Raw genomic sequence first — 16,706 nt, forward strand, 5'->3', positions numbered from 1 at the left:
GGGTGGCGTGCCCGGCTGGGCGCGTTCGACGGGGCTGGGACCAGGGGTCCGTCGTCGTCCGGCGTATCCGTGGTCCATTTTTCGACAAGACACGCCCCCGCCGGAACCTCCGACGCCGGTCGCGCCGTCCATACTGACCGTGGGGGGCGAATTTCATACAGTTACCGTCGCGTCTGCGGCGGTCGACGGGAAAGAGGACACTGTGCCTCCTGCCGCACCCAGCCCGATCATGCGTCGCCGACGGTTGGGCATCGAACTGCGCAGCCTGCGCGAAGCCGCGGGCCTCACCGGTGACCAGGTTATCGAACGGATCGGTTGGGCGTCCGCGTCCAAACTGTCCCGCCTGGAGAACGGCCGTAGTCGACCGGACCCGCAGGATGTCGGCGTTCTGCTCGACCTCTACGGGGCCGACACCGCGTCGCGCGAGGAGTTGCTCGGGATCGCCGGCGAGGCCGGCGACATGCGCGGTTGGTTGAAGAACTTTCCGGTGATGACGCAGCAGCAGCGCAGTTGGGCCGAACTGGAGGCGGGCTGCGCGGAGATCTCCGAGTACAACCCGGTCCTGGTGCCGGGTCTCCTGCAGACCGCCGGGTACGCGAAGGTCCGGATCGTCTCGGCCCGCCAGGTGAGCGAGGGCGCCGGCGAACCGGAGCCGGCCGACGAGCCGGAGACCGAGGTGCAGGCCCGCCTGGCCCGCCAGACGCTGCTGACCCGCGAGCCGCACGCGCCGAGCTACACCGCAGTGCTGGAGGAGGCGGCCCTCGGCCGCCGCGCCGGCCCACCCGAGGTGCTGCACGAGCAGCTGCACCAGCTGTGCGACCTTGCCCTGCTGCCCAACGTGACGCTGCATCTGCTTCCGCGGGACACCCAGATCGGCGATTGGTACCTTCCGCCGACCGCCTTCTCCCTCTATCGGTTCGCCGATCCGCTCGATCCGGAGACATTGGCCATCGAAGGGGGGTTCACCGACGTCATGTCGACCGAGGCAATCACGCTAAATCGCTATAAAGTGGTGTTCGAGTGGCTATGCACGGCGGCACTAGACGCCTCGGACACCCTCTCCTGGCTGATCGAGGCGACGGGACGGCTGACCGGGGCGACGCCCCCATCCACAGTGGCGTTCGGGCCGGCAACGGCGCCGACCCAACGCCGCCGGGCCTCGGGGCGACTGACGGATCGGTGATCCACGGGGGACCCTCCGTCGGGGCGTGCGGCACCACTCGTCCCATCGGATCGGTTCACATCAGGAGCAGAGCCATGAACGACATCCACAACACGCCGTCCGTCTCCGCCAGCTCGTTGGCGGACGCCCCGTGGCGTAAAAGCACCCGCAGCCAGACCTCCAACTGCGTGGAGGTCGCCCCTCTGGGCACCGGCCCGTCGGCTGTCGCGCTGCGCGACAGCAAGGACCGGGGCGGTCCGGTGCTGCTCTTCAACCGGGCCGGGTGGCTCGGTTTCATCGGCGGAGCAAAGACGGGCCAGTTCGATCTGAACTGATCCTCCCGACCGGGGCGGGGCCGTTGGCATGATGCCGGCGGCCCCGTCGCCCTTTCGGTGGCAACCCCGCTGACCAGGCATCCGCCGATCGGACGAGGCTCGAAACCAATAGGCGCGTTTCACTTGCTGGGATGAACACGGGGCGTAACATGGCCCACGGGAACGTGGAACTTCCACACTGGCTCATTCGTCGCGGTTCATCCGGAGACCCTTATGCGGTTCCTGATCGTTCGCACCGACATCCGCACCGTCGCCGACGGGGACATCGCCGCCGCCTGGGCGGACGGCCATCGCCTCCGCGACGAGACGACCACGCCGGAACCGCGCCGGCAGACCGTGCACGCCGAGGACCGGGACGCCGCGTTGCTGCTGGCCCGGGCCCTGTCGACGGTCGGCGCGGTGCGCGCCGGCAAGCAACGGGTCAAGGTCCTGCCACTCGGCGAGCCGCGGCCCGCCTTCCGGCGCAGACCCGGGCGCACCGGCACCTGACCCCAGACGTCCGTCGTGGTCGGCTCGGCTCCCCCGCCGCGTCAATCGCTCCCGCCGACCACGACGGCCCGTGTTCCCGGCCCGTGACCGCCGCGGCAACGGTGGCCACGGGCCGGGACCGTGCTCAATGGTCGGCGTCCACCCAGCCATCCAGCCAGCGGTGGATGAGGAACAACGCGATCGACGACGGCGGCGGCAGGATCAGCCGAGCCCCGTCCCCCACGTCCACTGCCCTCCCCGCACCCGCGGCCCCGATCTCCGCGCGGCTGAACCACCTGGCGTACGCGATCTCGGACGGGTCGACCTGCACCGGATCCGCCGGGTCCGCGGTGGCCAGGAAGCCCAGCATCAGTGAGCCCGGGAACGGCCAGGCCTGGCTGCCGACGTACCTGATCCGCTCGACGGAGATGCCCACCTCCTCACGAACCTCGCGCAGCACGGCGGCCTCGGCGGACTCCCCCGGCTCGACGTACCCGGCCAGGCAGGAGTAGCGCCGACCACCCGGGGTGCCCGGCCAGCCGGCGTTGTTGCCGAGCAGGCAGCGGCCCTCGGGGCCGTCGACGCCGTCGTGCACCAGCACGATCATCGCCGGGTCGGTACGCGGCCAGATCCGCCCGCCGTCACGATCCACCCGGGACCAGCCAGCCTCGTCCATCACTGTCGGCGCTCCGGTCGCCGTCGAGTAGCCGTGCCGGGTGTGCCAGTTGAGCAGCGCGAGCGCCGTGGTGAAGATGCCCGCCTCCCGGTCGCCGAGCAGGTGGCCCACCTCGCGCAGGTTGACCGGCCGGGTGCCCGGCACCGTCGGCAGCGGCGCGTCGAGCGCGAAGACCGGCACCCCGTCCGGCTCGACACCGAGGAACATCGCCGTCGACTCGGCGCCGGCCGGCACGTCGGCCGCGCCGAACAGCACCAGCGCGGGAGGCGACACGTCGGTACGGGCGAGCGTCCGCCCGCCGTCGGTCGAGTCGAGCAGCAGGATCCGGCCGCGCAGCCACGCCTCGGTCAGCCACTGCGCGTCGCCCCGCCGGTGCGCGGCGCGATCCAGCGTGGACCGCGCCAACGGTGGCGCCGTCTCCCCGCTCACGTCAGCGCTCCGCCGCAGGCAGACACCCGGACCGGCGGGCCGTGGCGGTGCCTCACGGCTGCACCGGTTCGGTGTGGACCGGCGTCAGCGCGGCCAGCCCCGGGGTGATCCGCTCGGCGTCGCCGAGCACGACCACCGCCGCACGAGCGGGCGCCAGATAGTGGGCGGCAACCCGCGCCACGTCGTCGACTGTCGCCTTCGCCAGGCGGGCCGCGTACTCCGCGAGGAACTCCAGCCGCAGGCCGTTCCCGGCGTACGCGCTGGTCAGCGCGGCCAGACCGGCCTGGGTGGACATGCCGAGCTGGAGGGTGCCCAGGGCGTACCGGCGGGCCTGCTCCAGCTCCTCCGGCTTCGGTGGCAGCGAGGCCAGCCGGCCCAGCTCGTACGTCGTCTCCAGCAGCGCCGGGCCGGTGACCTCGGTGGCCACCTCGGCGCCGGCGACCAGAACCGACCCGGCCACCGAGTGCTCGATCACCGAGTGCGGGCCGTACGTGTAGCCCTTGTCCTCGCGGATGTTCTCCACCCAGCGGGACGAGAAGTAACCCCCGAAGATCAGGTTGGCCAGTTGCAGCGGCGCGTGGTCCGGGTCGGTGCGCGGCACGGCGGGCAGCGCGACCCGCAGCGAGGACTGCACCGAGCCGGGCCGGTCGACAAGCAGCAGCGGCCCCGGCTCCAGCGGCGGGGTGGCCGGCAGGGTGGCCGTACGCCCGGCGCCGGCCCACCCACCGAGCGCCCGCTCGGCCGCGTCCAGCGCCTTCTCCGGCTGCACGTCGCCGACCACCACCAGCTGCGCCCCGGCGGGGTGCACCCGCTCGGCGTGCAGGCTGCGCAGGGCCGCCGGCCGTACGGCACGGATCTGGTCCGGCTCCGGGGTCTGCGTCGCGTACGGGTGTCGCCCGTAGATCCGCTTCAGCAGCGCCTCCCGGGCCAGGTGCGCCGGCTGGCTCTGGGCGACCTGGATCCGATCGATCAGCCGGTCCCGCTCGGCGGCGACCTCGTCGCTGGGGTAACTGGCGCCGGTCAGCACCTCGGCCAGCAGCTCCAGCATCCGGTCCAGGCCGGTGACCAGGCCGGCGCCGGAGAGCATCAGCCGGTCCGGGTCGACGCCCGCGGACAGTCCGCCGCCCACCTTCTGCAGCTCGGCGGCCAACTGCACGCTGGTCATCGACTCGGTGCCGGAGAGCATGGTCTGTGAGAGCATCGCGCCGCGCGCGAGGTGGGCGCGGCCGAACGGCACCCAGAGCCGCAGCTCGACCAGGGGCACCGCCGGCCGGCGTACGGCGATCACGGTGAGCCCGTTGCGCAGCGTGCGTTCGGCCTGCTTGGGCACCTTGAGCTTGCGGGTGGGGCCGAGCGGGGGCAGCGTACGCGGGGCGGTGGTGGCGGTGGTGGTCATCGGGCGCCTCCGGGGATGACCTCGACGGCGGCGCGGCGCTCCGGGCGCAGGGTGGCCGCGGCGGCCCGGACCTGCTCCTCGGTGACGTCGCCGACCAGTCGGGGCAGGTCGTTGAGCAGGCCGGGCTCGCCGCGTTGCTGTTCCAGAACGGCCATCCGCAGCGCCCGGCCCAGCACCGCGTCGGTGTCGCGCAGCAGGTGGGTGGCCATCCGGGCCTGGGTGCGGGCCAGCTCGCCGTCGGTCAGCCCGTCGGTGGCCAGCCGGTCCAGCTCCTCGTCGATGGTGCGCAGCACCTTGTCCACGTCGCCGCCGGGCGGCAGGTGCGCCTGGAGCAGCAGCGCGGTGGGGTCGCGGACGTCGAACGGGTCGCCCATGAAGCCGAGGTAGCCGCCGAGGCTGGTCACCGTGCGGTCGCGCTGCACCAGTCGTTCGACCAGCCGGGACGCGTCGCCGTCGGTGAGCACCTCGGCCAGCACCACGTACGGCAGGTAGCCGGCGAAGTCGCCGACCGGGTCGGGCACCCGCCACGCGCCGGCCACCGCCGGCAGCGGTGCCAGGGCATCGGTGTACGAGCTGCGCCGCTCGGCGGTCAGGTCGGGCTCGGTGAAGTCCGGCCGGCGCGGTGCGGGACGGGACGGGACGTCGCCGAAGTGCCGGGTGACCAGCTCGGTCGCCTCGGCCACGTCGATGTCGCCGCTGACGGCCAGCACCGCGTTGCCGCTGGCGTAGTAGCGGCGGAAGAAGTCGGCGGCGTCCGCGACGGTGGCCGACTCCAGGTCGTCGAACGAGCCGTAGCCGTCGTGCGCGTTCGGGAACGTGTCGAACATGACCGGCGGCAGGGTCAGCCAGGGAAAGCCGCCGTACGGCCGGTTGAGGACGTTGACCCGGATCTCCTCCTTGACCACGTCGACCTGGTTGCGCAGGGTCTCCTCGGTCAGTCGGGGCCCGCGCATCCGGTCCGCCTCCAGGAACAGCGCGCGCTCCAGCGCGTTGCTCGGCAGCGTCTCGAAGTAGTCGGTGTAGTCCAGGTGGGTGGAGCCGTTGAACGTGCCCCCGGCACCCTGCACGTGCCGGAAGTGGGCCAGTTTCTCCAGGTTCTCCGAGCCCTGGAACATCAGGTGCTCGAAGAGGTGGGCGAAGCCGGTGCGCCCCTCCGGCTCGGAGCGGATGCCGACGTCGTAGACCACCGCCACCCCGATCACCGGGGCACTGCGATCGGGGGTCAGGACCACCCGCAGGCCGTTGTCGAGGGTGAACCGCTCGACCGGGTACTTCGTCGCTGGAATTCTGGATCTCCGCGCCGCCACGGGATCGACCCTAGCGCGTCGGCATCCCCGCCACCGGCGACCTCCCGGAGCCGCGGCCACAGAGACCGGGAGAGGGCGTGCGCCGCGTACGGGACTGCGACCGGCTCGGCCGTGACGGCCGCGTCCCGGGCCGGTGGGGAGCGGACGGCCTGCGGTACGGCGACAATGGGGAGATGAAGCGAGACGTACGCCTGATGCGGTTGACCGGGGCGCGCGCGAACGGCGCAGCGGCGACGGGCGCGGCGACCACCGGCGCGCGGGCGACAGGCGCGGCGGCCACCGGCGCGGTTGCGCTCGGCGCCCTCGCCGTGGGCGCGCTGGCCGTGGGGGCCGTGGCCGTCGGGGCGCTGACAATCGGGCGGCTGACGATCCGCCGGGCGGTGGTGCGGGAGCTGCGCGTCGGTCGGCTGGAGATCGACGAGCTGGTGGTCCGCAACCGACCCGCCTCCGAGGGATGACAGGGGTCGGCACACGAACGGCGTCGGCGCGTACTCGTCGATGCGTCCACCACCTCGACGTGGCTGCCGCACGCGTCCGCGCCTGACGCGCGAGGCCTGATTGGCCTAGCAAGCTGGTAGGAAATGCCGACATATCTGAGACGCACCATCCCGTCATGTGGATGGGTCTTGACGCTGCACGCGGCCTGGCCCACTCTTCCTACCAAGTAAGTAGGAATACTGCGGATTGGATGGACGATGAGACGGCTCCCCCTGCGCCGGTTGGTCACCCTGGCCACCCTCGCCGCCCTCGGCGCGGCGACCCTGGGCAGCACCGCCGCGTGCGGCGACGACAGCGAGGGCGCGGGGGGCGGTTCCGGCCCGGTGACCCTGCGGCTCGGCTACTTCCCCAACATCACCCACGCGCCGGCCGTCGTCGGCGTGGAGAAGGGCATCTTCGCCGAGAAGCTCGGCGCAGACGTCAGGCTGGACCCGAAGACCTTCAACGCCGGCCCGGCCGCCATCGAGGCCGTCTTCTCCGGCGCGCTGGACGCGACGTACATCGGCCCGAACCCCACAGTGAACGCGTTCTCCAAGTCCAAGGGGGAGGCCGTCCGGGTCGTCTCCGGCGCCGCCTCCGGCGGCGTGGCGCTTGTCGTCAAGCCCGGCATCAACGGCCCGCAGGACCTCAAGGGCAAGAAGGTCGCCACCCCGCAGCTCGGCAACACCCAGGACGTGGCCGTCCGCTACTGGCTCAAGCAGCAGGGGCTGACCACCACCAAGGAGGGCGGCGGCGACGTCAAGATCGTGCCGCAGGAGAACGCCCAGACGGTGGAGACTTTCACCAGCGGCGCGATCGACGCCGCCTGGGTGCCCGAGCCGTTCGTCTCCCGGCTGGTCAACGCCGGCGGCAAGGTGCTCGTCGACGAGCGCGACCTGTGGCCGGACAAGAAGTTCGTCATCACCAACCTGCTGGTCAGCACGAAGTTCCTCAAGGCACACCCGGACGTGGTGCAGAAGCTGGTCGACGGCCAGGTGGCCGCGAACGAGTTCGTCAACACCAAGCCGGACGAGGCCCAGCAGGCCATCTCCGACGCCATCGGCAAGATCACCGGCAAGCCGCTGGACCTCAAGCTGATCAAGCAGGCGTGGCCGACGTTGGAGTTCACCAACGACCCGATCCCCACCTCGCTCAAGGCCGGTCTCGACCACGCCGTCGAGGTCAAGCTGACCGAGCCGGTGGACCTCAAGGGCCTGTACGACCTGACGTACCTCAACAAGGCGCTCAAGGCGCAGGGCAAGCCCGAGGTCGTCCAGCCATGACGTCGACCACGACGCCGCCGCGGAGCGCGACCACAGCTGTCGCGCTCTCCGGCGTGACCAAGGTGTACGGACGCGGGCCGAGCGCGGTGCTGGCCCTGGACGGGGTCTCCCTGGACGTGGCGCCTGGTGAGTTCGTGTGCCTCGTCGGCGCGTCCGGCTGCGGCAAGAGCACCCTGCTCAACCTGGTCGCCGGCCTGGACCGGCCCAGCGGCGGGCAGATCGGCATCGCCGGCGACGCCAATCCGGGGCTGATGTTCCAGGAGCCGGCGCTCTTCCCCTGGCTGACCGTCGAGGCCAACGTCGAGGTGCCGCTGAAGCTGCGCGGGCTGCCCCGCGCCGAGCGCCGCGAGCGGGTCGCCGAGTTGCTGCGCACGGTGCACCTCGCCGAGTTCGGCCGCAAGCGTCCACACGAGCTGTCCGGCGGAATGCGGCAGCGGGTCGCGCTGGCCCGCACGCTGGCCCTGGACACGCCGGTGCTGCTGATGGACGAGCCGTTCGGCGCGCTGGACGCCATGACCCGCGACATCCTGCACGACGAACTGGAACGGATCTGGTCCGAGCGCCGGCTCTCGGTCCTCTTCGTCACGCACAACGTCCGCGAGGCCGCCCGCCTGGCCGACCGGATCATCCTGCTCTCCAGCCGGCCCGGCCGGATCATCTACTCCACCGAAGTGGACATCCCACGGCCACGGCGGATCGACTCGCCCGAGGTCGCCGCGATCGCCGCCGAGGTCACCGAACGGCTCCGCACGGAGGTGGGCCGCCATGGCCAGTGACACCCTCACCAGCACGGCACGCAGCGACGCGGAGATCTCCGGCCTGGACGCGCTGGAGATCGCCGGACGGGAGAAGGAGGTGTCCCGCGGCACCCGGCTCTGGGCGGCCACCTGGCCCAAGCTCGCCGCGCTGGCCATCGTGCTCCTGGCCTGGCAGGTGGTGGTCTGGTCGGGCTGGAAACCGCCGTACTCCCTGCCGGGCCCGCTGGTCGTCGGTCGCGAATTGGCGACCCAGGCCCAGGGTCCGCAGCTCTGGGAGGGCCTGGCCACCACGCTGCGCCGCGCGGCCGTCGGGTACGTCTTCTCGGTAGCTGTCGGCCTGCTGCTGGGCCTCGCGGTGGCCCGCTCCCGGGTGCTGCGCGCCGCCATCGGCTCGATGATCACCGCGTTGCAGACCATGCCGTCGATCGCCTGGTTCCCGCTGGCCATCCTGCTGTTCGAGCTGAGCGAGAAGGCGATCTTCTTCGTGGTGGTGCTCGGCGCCGCGCCGTCCATCGCCAACGGCGTGATCTCCGGTGTGGACTACGTACCGCCGCTGCTGCTGCGCGCCGGACGCAACCTGGGCGCGCGGGGGCTCAACCTCTACCGGTACGTGATCGCACCGGCCGCCCTGCCGGCGATCGTCGCGGGCCTCAAGCAGGGTTGGGCGTTCTCCTGGCGGAGTCTGATGGCCGGCGAGCTGATCGTCGTCGGCATCTCGCAGACGTCGCTGGGCGCCCAGCTCACCTACTCGCGGGAGCTGTCCGACGCGCCGTGGCTGCTCTCCACAATGATCGTCATCCTGGTGCTGGGCCTCGTCGTGGACGCGGCCTTCGGCGCGGCCGACAAGGCGATCCGCCGTCGCTGGGGCGTACTGGACCAGGCTGGTCAGTGACGTGTACGTCTCCGCGCGCAGCGACTACGCGCTCCGGGCGATGCTGGCCGTCGCCGCCGCCGTACGCGGCGGCGACGCGGCCGGTGGTGGCGCTGCCGGTGGTGGCGCAGGCGGTGGTGGCGCAGGCGGTGGTGGCGCTGGCGAGTTGGTGAAGGCGGGCAGCCTCGCCGAGGCGCAGGAGATCCCGCTCAGCTTCCTGCAGGGCATCCTGCTCGACCTGCGCCGTGCCGGCCTGCTGCACAGCCACCGCGGCGCCGAGGGCGGATACACGCTGACCCGGCCAGCCGAGGAGATCACCGTTGGGGATGTGCTGCGCGCGGTCGGTGGATCGCTGACCACGGTACGCGGGCTGCCGGCCGAACGCGCCGGCTACCACGGGGTGGCCGCCGGGCTCACCGACGTCTGGCTGGCCGTGCACGGGGCGATCGCCACAGTCGTCGACAGCACCACCCTGGCAAACCTGCTGACCCACAACCAAACCCCCACCCCCTAACCACCCAAGCCCCGCACCCCAGGCGCCGACCCCGACCCCGACCCCGACCCCGCGATCTTGCACTTTCTGTCGCGATAAAGGGGATGCATCGCAACGAATCAACGACAGGAAATGCAAGATCGGCGCGGTCGGGGCGGCGCGGTCGGGGCGGCGCGGTCGTGGCCGCGCGGGGGATCGTGGTGGCGTGGCTCGTGGGCGGTGTGGTCGGGTCGGTGCCCCGCCGACCCGACCACACCTCGTACCGATCCTGACCGGGCCTGCCCCTGGGCTGGCACCGGTCGGCCGGTCGCTGCTCAGCCCCGGTGCTCGACCGTCGGGCCGGAGCCCGGGTCGTCGGGACTGTGCAGCTCCACCAGACCGGCAGGAGCATTGCCCCCCGCGGTGGCATGCCAGGGCGCGAACGCCGCGACCATCGCGAGCAGCAACCCGGCGAGCCCGACCGCGGCCACCAGGATCAGTTCGCGCAGCGCCCCCGAGCCGGCTTCGCCCGCCATGGTCACCCCTCCCACACCGGGCCCCCCGCCCGGCTTCCCCCGGTGGCCAGCTTCGACCACACCGGGCCGGGGCACAGTCGGCCAGCCGACCAAGCCGCGGCTGATATTCGACTCGTCCGGTGGCCGGGCGGCGCGGTTCATCGACCGCCACGACAGTCGAGGAGGCCGATCCGGGGCGCGACCCGGACCACCCCGCACACAAACCGACCCGCCCAGCCGAAGCGGGGCGGGTCGGTGACGTGCGTGGAGCGTCAGACGGTACGCGGGCGGCGCGGGCGACGGGACCGACCCGACGCGCGGTGCGCCGGGCGGGCGCCGCCGTCGGTGGCCGAGCCACCGGCTGCGCGTCCCCGACTGACAGCCACCGGCGGGGCGGCGATCGTCACCGGCACACCGGACGGCTCACGCGCCCCGGTGACCCGAACCAGCGCCTCGTCACCCGGGCGCACCTGGACCGACTGCGGCCGGATGCCTGCGGTGGCCATCAGCCGGGACACGTCCCGGCGCTGCTCGGGCAGGACGAGGGTGACCACGGAGCCGGACTCGCCGGCGCGGGCCGTCCGACCGCCCCGGTGCAGGTAGTCCTTCGCCTCGGTCGGCGGGTCCACGTTGACGACCATGTCGAGGCCGTCGACGTGGATGCCCCGGGCCGCCACGTCCGTGGCGACCAGGGCGGTCACCTGGCCGTTGCGGAACTGCTCCAGGATGCGGGTGCGCTGCGGCTGCGACTTGCCACCGTGCAGCGCGGCGGCGCGTACACCCTTGGAGAGCAACTGGCGCGCGAGCCGGTCCGCGCGGTGCTTGGTGCCCATGAAGAGGATGGTGCGACCCTCACGGGCGGCGATCCGGGTCAGCGCGTCGGGCTTGTCGAGCGCGTCGACGTGCAGCACGTGGTGGGTCATCGCGGTGACCGTGGCGGTGCCCGGGTCGACCGAGTGGGTGACCGGGCTGCTGAGGAAGCGGCGGACCAACCGGTCCACACCGCCGTCCAGGGTGGCGGAGAAGAGCATCCGCTGACCCTGCGGGGCGACCTGCTCCAGCAGCTTGGTCACCTGCGGCAGGAAGCCCATGTCGGCCATCTGGTCGGCCTCGTCCAGCACGGTGATCTCGACCTGGTCGAGCCGGGCGTCGCCACGGTTGATCAGGTCGTGCAGCCGGCCGGGAGTCGCCACGACCACCTCGGCGCCGGCGCGCAGCGCGTCCGCCTGGCGCTGCAACGACAAGCCGCCGACGACTGTGGCGCAGCGCAGGCCGACGGCGCGGGCGTACGGAGCCAGTGCGGTGGTCACCTGCTGCGCCAGCTCGCGGGTCGGCACCAGCACCAGGGCCAGCGGGCGACCCGGCCGGGCCTTACGGCCGGCGGTGCGCGAGAGCAGGGGAAGCCCGAAGGCGAGCGTCTTACCCGAGCCGGTACGACCCCGGCCGAGCACGTCCCGGCCCGCGAGCGAGTCCGGAAGAGTGGCCGACTGGATCGGGAACGGCTCGGTGATGCCCTGTGCGGTCAGCGCGCTCAGCAGCGCCGGCGCCAGACCGGTATGGGCGAAAGACGGAATAACTGTGGTCACGCAGAAGCCTTCCTCGACGCGGCACGTGTCGAGGGAGGCGCCGAAGTCGGCGCTGTCAACCGGCGGCGCAGGGCAGCCAGGACTCACAAGCACGAACCGATTGGAGTACGGGCCGGCCCGCCGCCGGGCCGCCGCCTGCGGAGGCAGGCGGCGAGGCGGGCCGGTCCCGTCACCGTCACACCCGGAGGGCGCGACAGGTAATGCTGACCGATCCGAAGATCAGAGCGGGCGGATGTTCTCCGCCTGCGGGCCCTTCTGGCCCTGGGTCACCTCGAACTCGACCCGCTGGTTCTCGTCCAGGCTCCGGTAGCCGGAGGACTGGATCGCCGAGAAGTGGGCGAAGACGTCAGCGCCGCCGCCGTCCGGGGTGATGAAGCCGAAGCCCTTGTCAGCGTTGAACCACTTCACGGTGCCAATAGCCATGTGTTTCGTCTCCTTGACGGAACGTCGGACTCGCACTTGTTGCGCGCCCGAAGAGGAGCGCTCCGCGCGGGGATGCGCGAATCGCCTGTCGCTTCTGGTCGCCCCGCCCGGAGAACTCCGGACACAACAAAGAGCGCCTGGGGCCACAATCCCGCCAGGCGCACACAGAGTCTCTGGTAACCAAAACTGCAACCCGGTCAACGTATCATGGTTTTCCCGCGAGCGGTCAATCTTGGGCGGAATCTTCGGGCAACTGGCTGATCATGGCCGTGAGGCCGGTCACATCCAGCAGGTCGGCGGGCCGAACGGTCGTGCCGTGGCGGACGTAGTGGAAGGCCGCGCCCACCCGGTCGACCGGCACGCCAGCCAGCTCCGCCCAGGCCAACCGGTACACGGCCAACTGCACGGCGGCCACCTCCGCCGCCGGCCCGGTCGGCTGCGCGCCGGTCTTCCAGTCGACCACGTCGAACCGCCCACCGGGCCGGGCGAAGACCGCGTCCATCCGACCCCGCACCACCACTCCGGCGATGACCGTGGCGAACGGCACCTCCACCTCCACCGGTGACCGGTCGGCCCACTCGCTGGCCAGGAACCGCTCCTGCAACTCGACGAGCGCCTCGTCCGGCGCGGCGTCCGCGTCGGCCGCACCGGGCAGCTCGTCCAGGTCGAGCAGACGGTCGGCGCCGAAGCGCTGCTCCAACCAGGCATGGAACGCGGTGCCGCGACGGGCGTACGGGTTCGGCTCGGTCGGCACCGGACGGCGCAGCGTACGGGCCAGCCCGGCCGGGTCACGCCGCAACGCCACCAGCTGGGTGACGCTCAACTGCCCGGGCAGGGCCACCTCGACCGCGCCGGACAGCCTGGTCAGCTCGGTCCGCTCGGCCAGCAGCAGATCCGCCTCACGCCGCCAGCGCGCCACCTCCGGATCGGGCTCCGGCTCGGCCGCCGGCCCGATCGGCGTGGCGACCACCGGTCCCACCGGCCCGACAGCCACCGACGCCGGACCGTCCGTCATCAGGCGGCGCACCAGCCCGGCCGCCTCGGCCAACGCCGGCCTGCGACCACCCAGCGGGTCGGCCGGCCACTCCGCGCGCAGCACCACCTCGGCCGTGGGGTTCGTGGCGTCCGGGGTGGGCTCCGGCGCCCACGCGTCGACCAGGTGCCCCGGGCCGCCGTCCAGGCAGGCGTCGTACACCTCGCGAAGGAAAACCGACGGACCCCGCGGCCGCTTCGTGCCCTCCCCCCACCAGTAGCCGGAGCACAGCAGCAGCCGGCGCGGGCGAGTGACCGCCACGTACGTCAGCCGGCGCTCCTCCCGCTCGTCGTGGGCCCGCCAGGCGTCGGTGAAGTCGGCCACCGCCCGGGCCACGGCCCGCTGGTCGGCGGCGTCGTCGAGCGCCAGCTCCGGCAACCCGTCGGCGTCGCCGCGCAGCGGGAACGGCAGCACACCGAGCCCGCCCAGCCAGTGGTCGGAGTTGCGCACCGGCCCGGGCCACGACCCACGGCACAGCCCGGCCACCGCCACCACGTCCCACTCCAGACCCTTGGCGGCGTGCGCGGTGACCACCTGCACCGCGCCCTCCACGACCTCGACCTCGCCCGGGGCGAGACCGCGCTCCTCGTCCTCGGCGGCGGCCAGATAGGACAGGAAGCCGGACAGCGTCGCGCCGGGCGTCTCTCCGCTGAAGCGGGCCGCCACGTCGCCGAGGGCGTCCAGGTGCCCCCGGGCCAGGCCGGCGTCGCCGGCGCCGTCGCGGCCGGCACGCACCGCGACCTCCACGTCCAGGCCGATGGTCCGCTCGATGTCCGCGATCAGATCCGGCAGGGCCTGGTCCAGGCGGTAGCGCAACAGCGCCAACTCCATGCCGTACGCCCGCAGCCGCGCGAACCCCTCCGCCGAGTACGCCTGCGCCGGGCCGAGGTCGGCCAACGCCTCCACCAGGGTCGCCTCGTCCAGCAGGTCGGGGGTGATGTCCGAGGTGTCGTCGGCGGCCACCTGCCGTCGGGCGTTGGCGATGGCCCGGGCCCGCCGGTGCAGCGCCACCAGGTCACGCGGCCCGATCCGCCAGCGGGCGCCGGTGAGCAACCGCAGCAGCGCGGCCCCGTCGGTCGGGTCGGCAAGCACGCGCAGCGTGCACACCACGTCGCGGACCTCGGGAGTGTCCAGCAGACCGCCGAGGCCCACCACCTCCACCGGCAGGCCGCGCTCGCGCAACGCCGACTCGATCGCCGGGATCTGGCTGCGGACCCGGACCAGCACCGCTGTCGTCGGGCGCTGCGCCACCGGGATGTGCTCCGGCGCCGCGCCGGGCATCCGGGCCGCGCCGCGCCAGGCGGCGAGCACACTGTCGGCGATCCACGCCGCCTCGTCGGCGTACGTGGGCAGCAGCGCGCAGTGCACAGTGCCACCGGCCGCGCCGCCGGGGCTGCGGTGCGGGATCGGGTCGCGGACGGTCAGCGCGGAGCGCAGCTCCGGCACCCGGGCACCGGCCGCGCGCAACGGCGTGGACAGGGCGTTCGCCACCCGGAGGATCTCCGGACGGTTACGCCAGCTGGTGGTGAGCCCGAGGGCCGGGGCCGGCTCACCGTCAGCGCGGGCGAACTCGGTGGGGAACCGGTCCAGGGTGCCCGCGCTGGCGCCCCGCCAGCCGTAGATGGACTGGCACGGGTCACCCACCGCCGTCACCGGGTGCCCGCCACCGAACAGCGCGTTGAGCAGCACCACCTGCGCGTGGCTCGTGTCCTGGTACTCGTCGAGCAGCACCACCCGGAAGCGGTCCCGCTCGATCTCGCCGACCCCCGGGTGATCCCGGGCCACCCGCGCCGCCCGGGCGAGCTGGTCGGCGAAGTCCATCGCCTCGAAGTCTTCCTTGCGCCGCGCGTACGCCCGCACCAGCGGCAGCAGGCGCAGCCGGGTCTGTTGCAGGGCGAGCGCCTTGCGCACGTCGGCGTACACCCGGCCCGGCCGCGACTGCACCTCGGCGAAGAACCGGCCGGTCCAGGCGGCCAGCTGGTCCGGCGCGACCAGGTGCTCGTCCAGCTCACCGGCGAGCGCCAGCACCGCGTCGGTGATGGTGCTCGGCATCCGGTCCACCTCGGACATGTCGCCGTCGTAGTTGCGCACCAGCAGGTCCACCAACTGCCACCGGGACGCCTCGGTGAGCAGCCGGGTGGACGGCTCGTAGCCGGCCCGCAGACCGTGCTCGGTGACGATCCGCCCGGCGTACGAGTGGTAGGTGGAGACGGTGGGCTCACCCGCGAGCGGGTCGTCCAGTGGGTCGCGGCCCTGCCGGCCGAGGCGGCGGATCAGCTGGTCGAGCCGGGTGCGGACCCGGTGGGCCAGTTCGCCGGCCGCCTTGCGGGTGAACGTCAGTCCGAGGATCTGCTCGGGGCGCACGTACGAGTTGGCCACCAACCAGACCACCCGCGCGGCCATCGTCTCGGTCTTGCCGGACCCGGCCCCCGCCACCACCAGCAGCGGCTCCACCGGAGCGGCGATGATCGCGGCCTGCTCCCGGGTGGGCGCCGGCAGCCGCAGCAGTTTGGCCAGCTCCACCGGGGTGTACCGGGGCCCGGAGTCCGCCAGCCGGGGCGCCGGCGCGGGGCCCGCGCCGAACAGGGTGGGCTGGGTCATGGATTCTCCGGACGTCGGACGGTCGGCGGCTCGACCACCTGGCGCCCCTGCCCGGAGACCGGGCAGCTGGTGCGCACCGGGCAGACCCGGCACTTCGAGTTGGCCACCGCGGCGAACGTGGCGGCTGCCATCGTATCGGCGGTCCGCCGGACCAGCGCGGTCGCCCAGCCGGCCGCGGGCCCTTCGCCGGCCGCCGGCTGATTCTGCTCCCGGGCGTCCTTCGCGGACGTGCCGAGCTGCACCAGCGCCGCGCCGCCGGACTCGTCGCCGAACTCGGCGAACGCACCCGCCTCCACCGCCGCCTGGTACGCGCCGAGTTGCGGATGCTCGGCCAGTTCGGAGCCGGTCACCGCCGTCGACTTGCCGGTCTTGAGGTCGATCACCACCAGCCGGCCGGCCTCGTCGACCTCCAGCCGGTCGACCCGCCCGGTCAGGTCCACCGGTCGCTGCGGATCGTCCAGGCGGACCGCGAACTCGTGTTCGATGGCGAGCAGCCGGCGCGGGTTGGTGGCCAGCCAGCGCAGCAGCTTGTCGACCATCGCCTCGGCGCGCTCCCGCTCCGGCCCGGCCATCCACCGGGCCGCCAGCTCGATCGCGTCGAACCGGGCGGCCACGTAGTCGAGCAGCGCGCCCCGGTCGGCGCTGGCGTCCTCGGCGAGCATCGCGGCGGCGTGCACCAGGTTGCCCACGCCCTGCGCGGTGCTGGTCGGGCCGCTGCCCCCGTGCCGTTCCAGCAGCCAGCGCAGGCTGCACCGCAGCGCGCTCTCCATCGCCGACGGCGTGACCCGCACCGGCGCCCCCTCGTCGACCAGCGGCCGGTCGTCCGAGAGGCCGCGCAACCCCCACCAGTCGTCGGGGTGCGCGCCGGGAACCCCCGCAGCGGCGAGCCGCGCCAGCTCGGCCGCCGCCGCGCG

16 protein-coding genes are annotated in these 16,706 nt (G+C 73.0%); 8 read left to right on the plus strand and 8 right to left on the minus strand.

The features are described 5' to 3' along the window. The first annotated feature begins 202 nt into the window (after positions 1-202). The 3 genes from B0E54_RS21795 to B0E54_RS21805 all read left to right on the plus strand — a co-directional run bounded on the left by B0E54_RS21795 (position 203) and on the right by B0E54_RS21805 (position 1,986). On the plus strand, positions 203-1,183 hold the full coding sequence (locus B0E54_RS21795; RefSeq protein WP_234587664.1) for a helix-turn-helix transcriptional regulator: 981 nt from the start codon (positions 203-205) through the stop codon (positions 1,181-1,183). 74 nt (positions 1,184-1,257) lie between these two features. Further along, entirely contained in the window at positions 1,258-1,497 is a 240-nt protein-coding gene (locus tag B0E54_RS21800; protein WP_234587666.1) for a DUF397 domain-containing protein, read from the plus strand. Between the two features lie 213 nt (positions 1,498-1,710). Then, positions 1,711-1,986, plus strand: a complete 276-nt coding sequence (locus B0E54_RS21805; RefSeq protein WP_234587668.1) for a hypothetical protein — start codon at positions 1,711-1,713, stop codon at positions 1,984-1,986. A gap of 124 nt (positions 1,987-2,110) precedes the next feature. On the opposite strand, the gene nudC is transcribed toward B0E54_RS21805, so the two are convergent. Genes nudC through B0E54_RS21820 form a run of 3 tightly spaced genes read right to left on the minus strand, consistent with a single transcriptional unit; the run spans position 2,111 to position 5,773 of the window. Further along, positions 2,111-3,070, minus strand: coding sequence for an NAD(+) diphosphatase (gene nudC, locus B0E54_RS21810; RefSeq protein ID WP_234587671.1), 960 nt, complete (start codon positions 3,068-3,070; stop codon positions 2,111-2,113). A gap of 52 nt (positions 3,071-3,122) precedes the next feature. Continuing rightward, entirely contained in the window at positions 3,123-4,466 is a 1,344-nt protein-coding gene (locus B0E54_RS21815) for a pitrilysin family protein (protein WP_234587673.1), read from the minus strand. Then, complete coding sequence (locus B0E54_RS21820) at positions 4,463-5,773, minus strand: pitrilysin family protein (protein WP_234587675.1); 1,311 nt, start codon at positions 5,771-5,773, stop codon at positions 4,463-4,465. Before B0E54_RS21820 ends, B0E54_RS21815 begins: the two co-directional genes overlap by 4 nt. Before the next feature lie 173 nt (positions 5,774-5,946). Here B0E54_RS21820 and B0E54_RS21825 point away from each other — a divergent pair, with 173 nt between their 5' ends. The 5 genes from B0E54_RS21825 to B0E54_RS21845 all read left to right on the plus strand — a co-directional run bounded on the left by B0E54_RS21825 (position 5,947) and on the right by B0E54_RS21845 (position 9,676). Further along, positions 5,947-6,231: a hypothetical protein gene (locus B0E54_RS21825; RefSeq protein ID WP_234587677.1), complete on the plus strand. Its 285-nt coding sequence runs from the start codon at positions 5,947-5,949 to the stop codon at positions 6,229-6,231. A 237-nt stretch (positions 6,232-6,468) separates the two neighbouring features. Further along, positions 6,469-7,533: an ABC transporter substrate-binding protein gene (locus B0E54_RS21830; protein ID WP_234587679.1), complete on the plus strand. Its 1,065-nt coding sequence runs from the start codon at positions 6,469-6,471 to the stop codon at positions 7,531-7,533. Then, positions 7,530-8,309, plus strand: coding sequence for an ABC transporter ATP-binding protein (locus B0E54_RS21835; RefSeq protein ID WP_234587681.1), 780 nt, complete (start codon positions 7,530-7,532; stop codon positions 8,307-8,309). Before B0E54_RS21830 ends, B0E54_RS21835 begins: the two co-directional genes overlap by 4 nt. Further along, a complete protein-coding gene (locus B0E54_RS21840) occupies positions 8,299-9,183 on the plus strand; it encodes an ABC transporter permease (protein WP_234587683.1) in 885 nt (294 codons plus the stop codon). The genes B0E54_RS21835 and B0E54_RS21840 overlap by 11 nt, the downstream gene beginning before the upstream one ends. Position 9,184: 1 nt before the next feature. Then, a complete protein-coding gene (locus tag B0E54_RS21845; protein WP_234587685.1) occupies positions 9,185-9,676 on the plus strand; it encodes an Rrf2 family transcriptional regulator in 492 nt (163 codons plus the stop codon). 293 nt (positions 9,677-9,969) lie between these two features. Here B0E54_RS21845 and B0E54_RS21850 read toward each other — a convergent pair whose 3' ends face one another. The 5 genes from B0E54_RS21850 to B0E54_RS21870 form a co-directional block, all read right to left on the minus strand. Beyond that, entirely contained in the window at positions 9,970-10,170 is a 201-nt protein-coding gene (locus tag B0E54_RS21850; RefSeq protein ID WP_234587687.1) for a hypothetical protein, read from the minus strand. A gap of 251 nt (positions 10,171-10,421) precedes the next feature. Next, complete coding sequence (locus tag B0E54_RS21855; protein ID WP_234587689.1) at positions 10,422-11,735, minus strand: DEAD/DEAH box helicase; 1,314 nt, start codon at positions 11,733-11,735, stop codon at positions 10,422-10,424. A gap of 219 nt (positions 11,736-11,954) precedes the next feature. Beyond that, a complete protein-coding gene (locus B0E54_RS21860; protein WP_007464836.1) occupies positions 11,955-12,158 on the minus strand; it encodes a cold-shock protein in 204 nt (67 codons plus the stop codon). Between the two features lie 226 nt (positions 12,159-12,384). Next, on the minus strand, positions 12,385-15,792 hold the full coding sequence (locus B0E54_RS21865) for an ATP-dependent DNA helicase (protein ID WP_234587691.1): 3,408 nt from the start codon (positions 15,790-15,792) through the stop codon (positions 12,385-12,387). Continuing rightward, positions 15,789-16,706 (minus strand): PD-(D/E)XK nuclease family protein (locus tag B0E54_RS21870; protein WP_234587693.1); only part of this gene is annotated, 918 nt, incomplete at its 5' end. The genes B0E54_RS21870 and B0E54_RS21865, both read right to left, overlap by 4 nt.

Source organism: Micromonospora sp. MH99, from assembly GCF_021442385.1.
Classification (GTDB): domain Bacteria; phylum Actinomycetota; class Actinomycetes; order Mycobacteriales; family Micromonosporaceae; genus Micromonospora.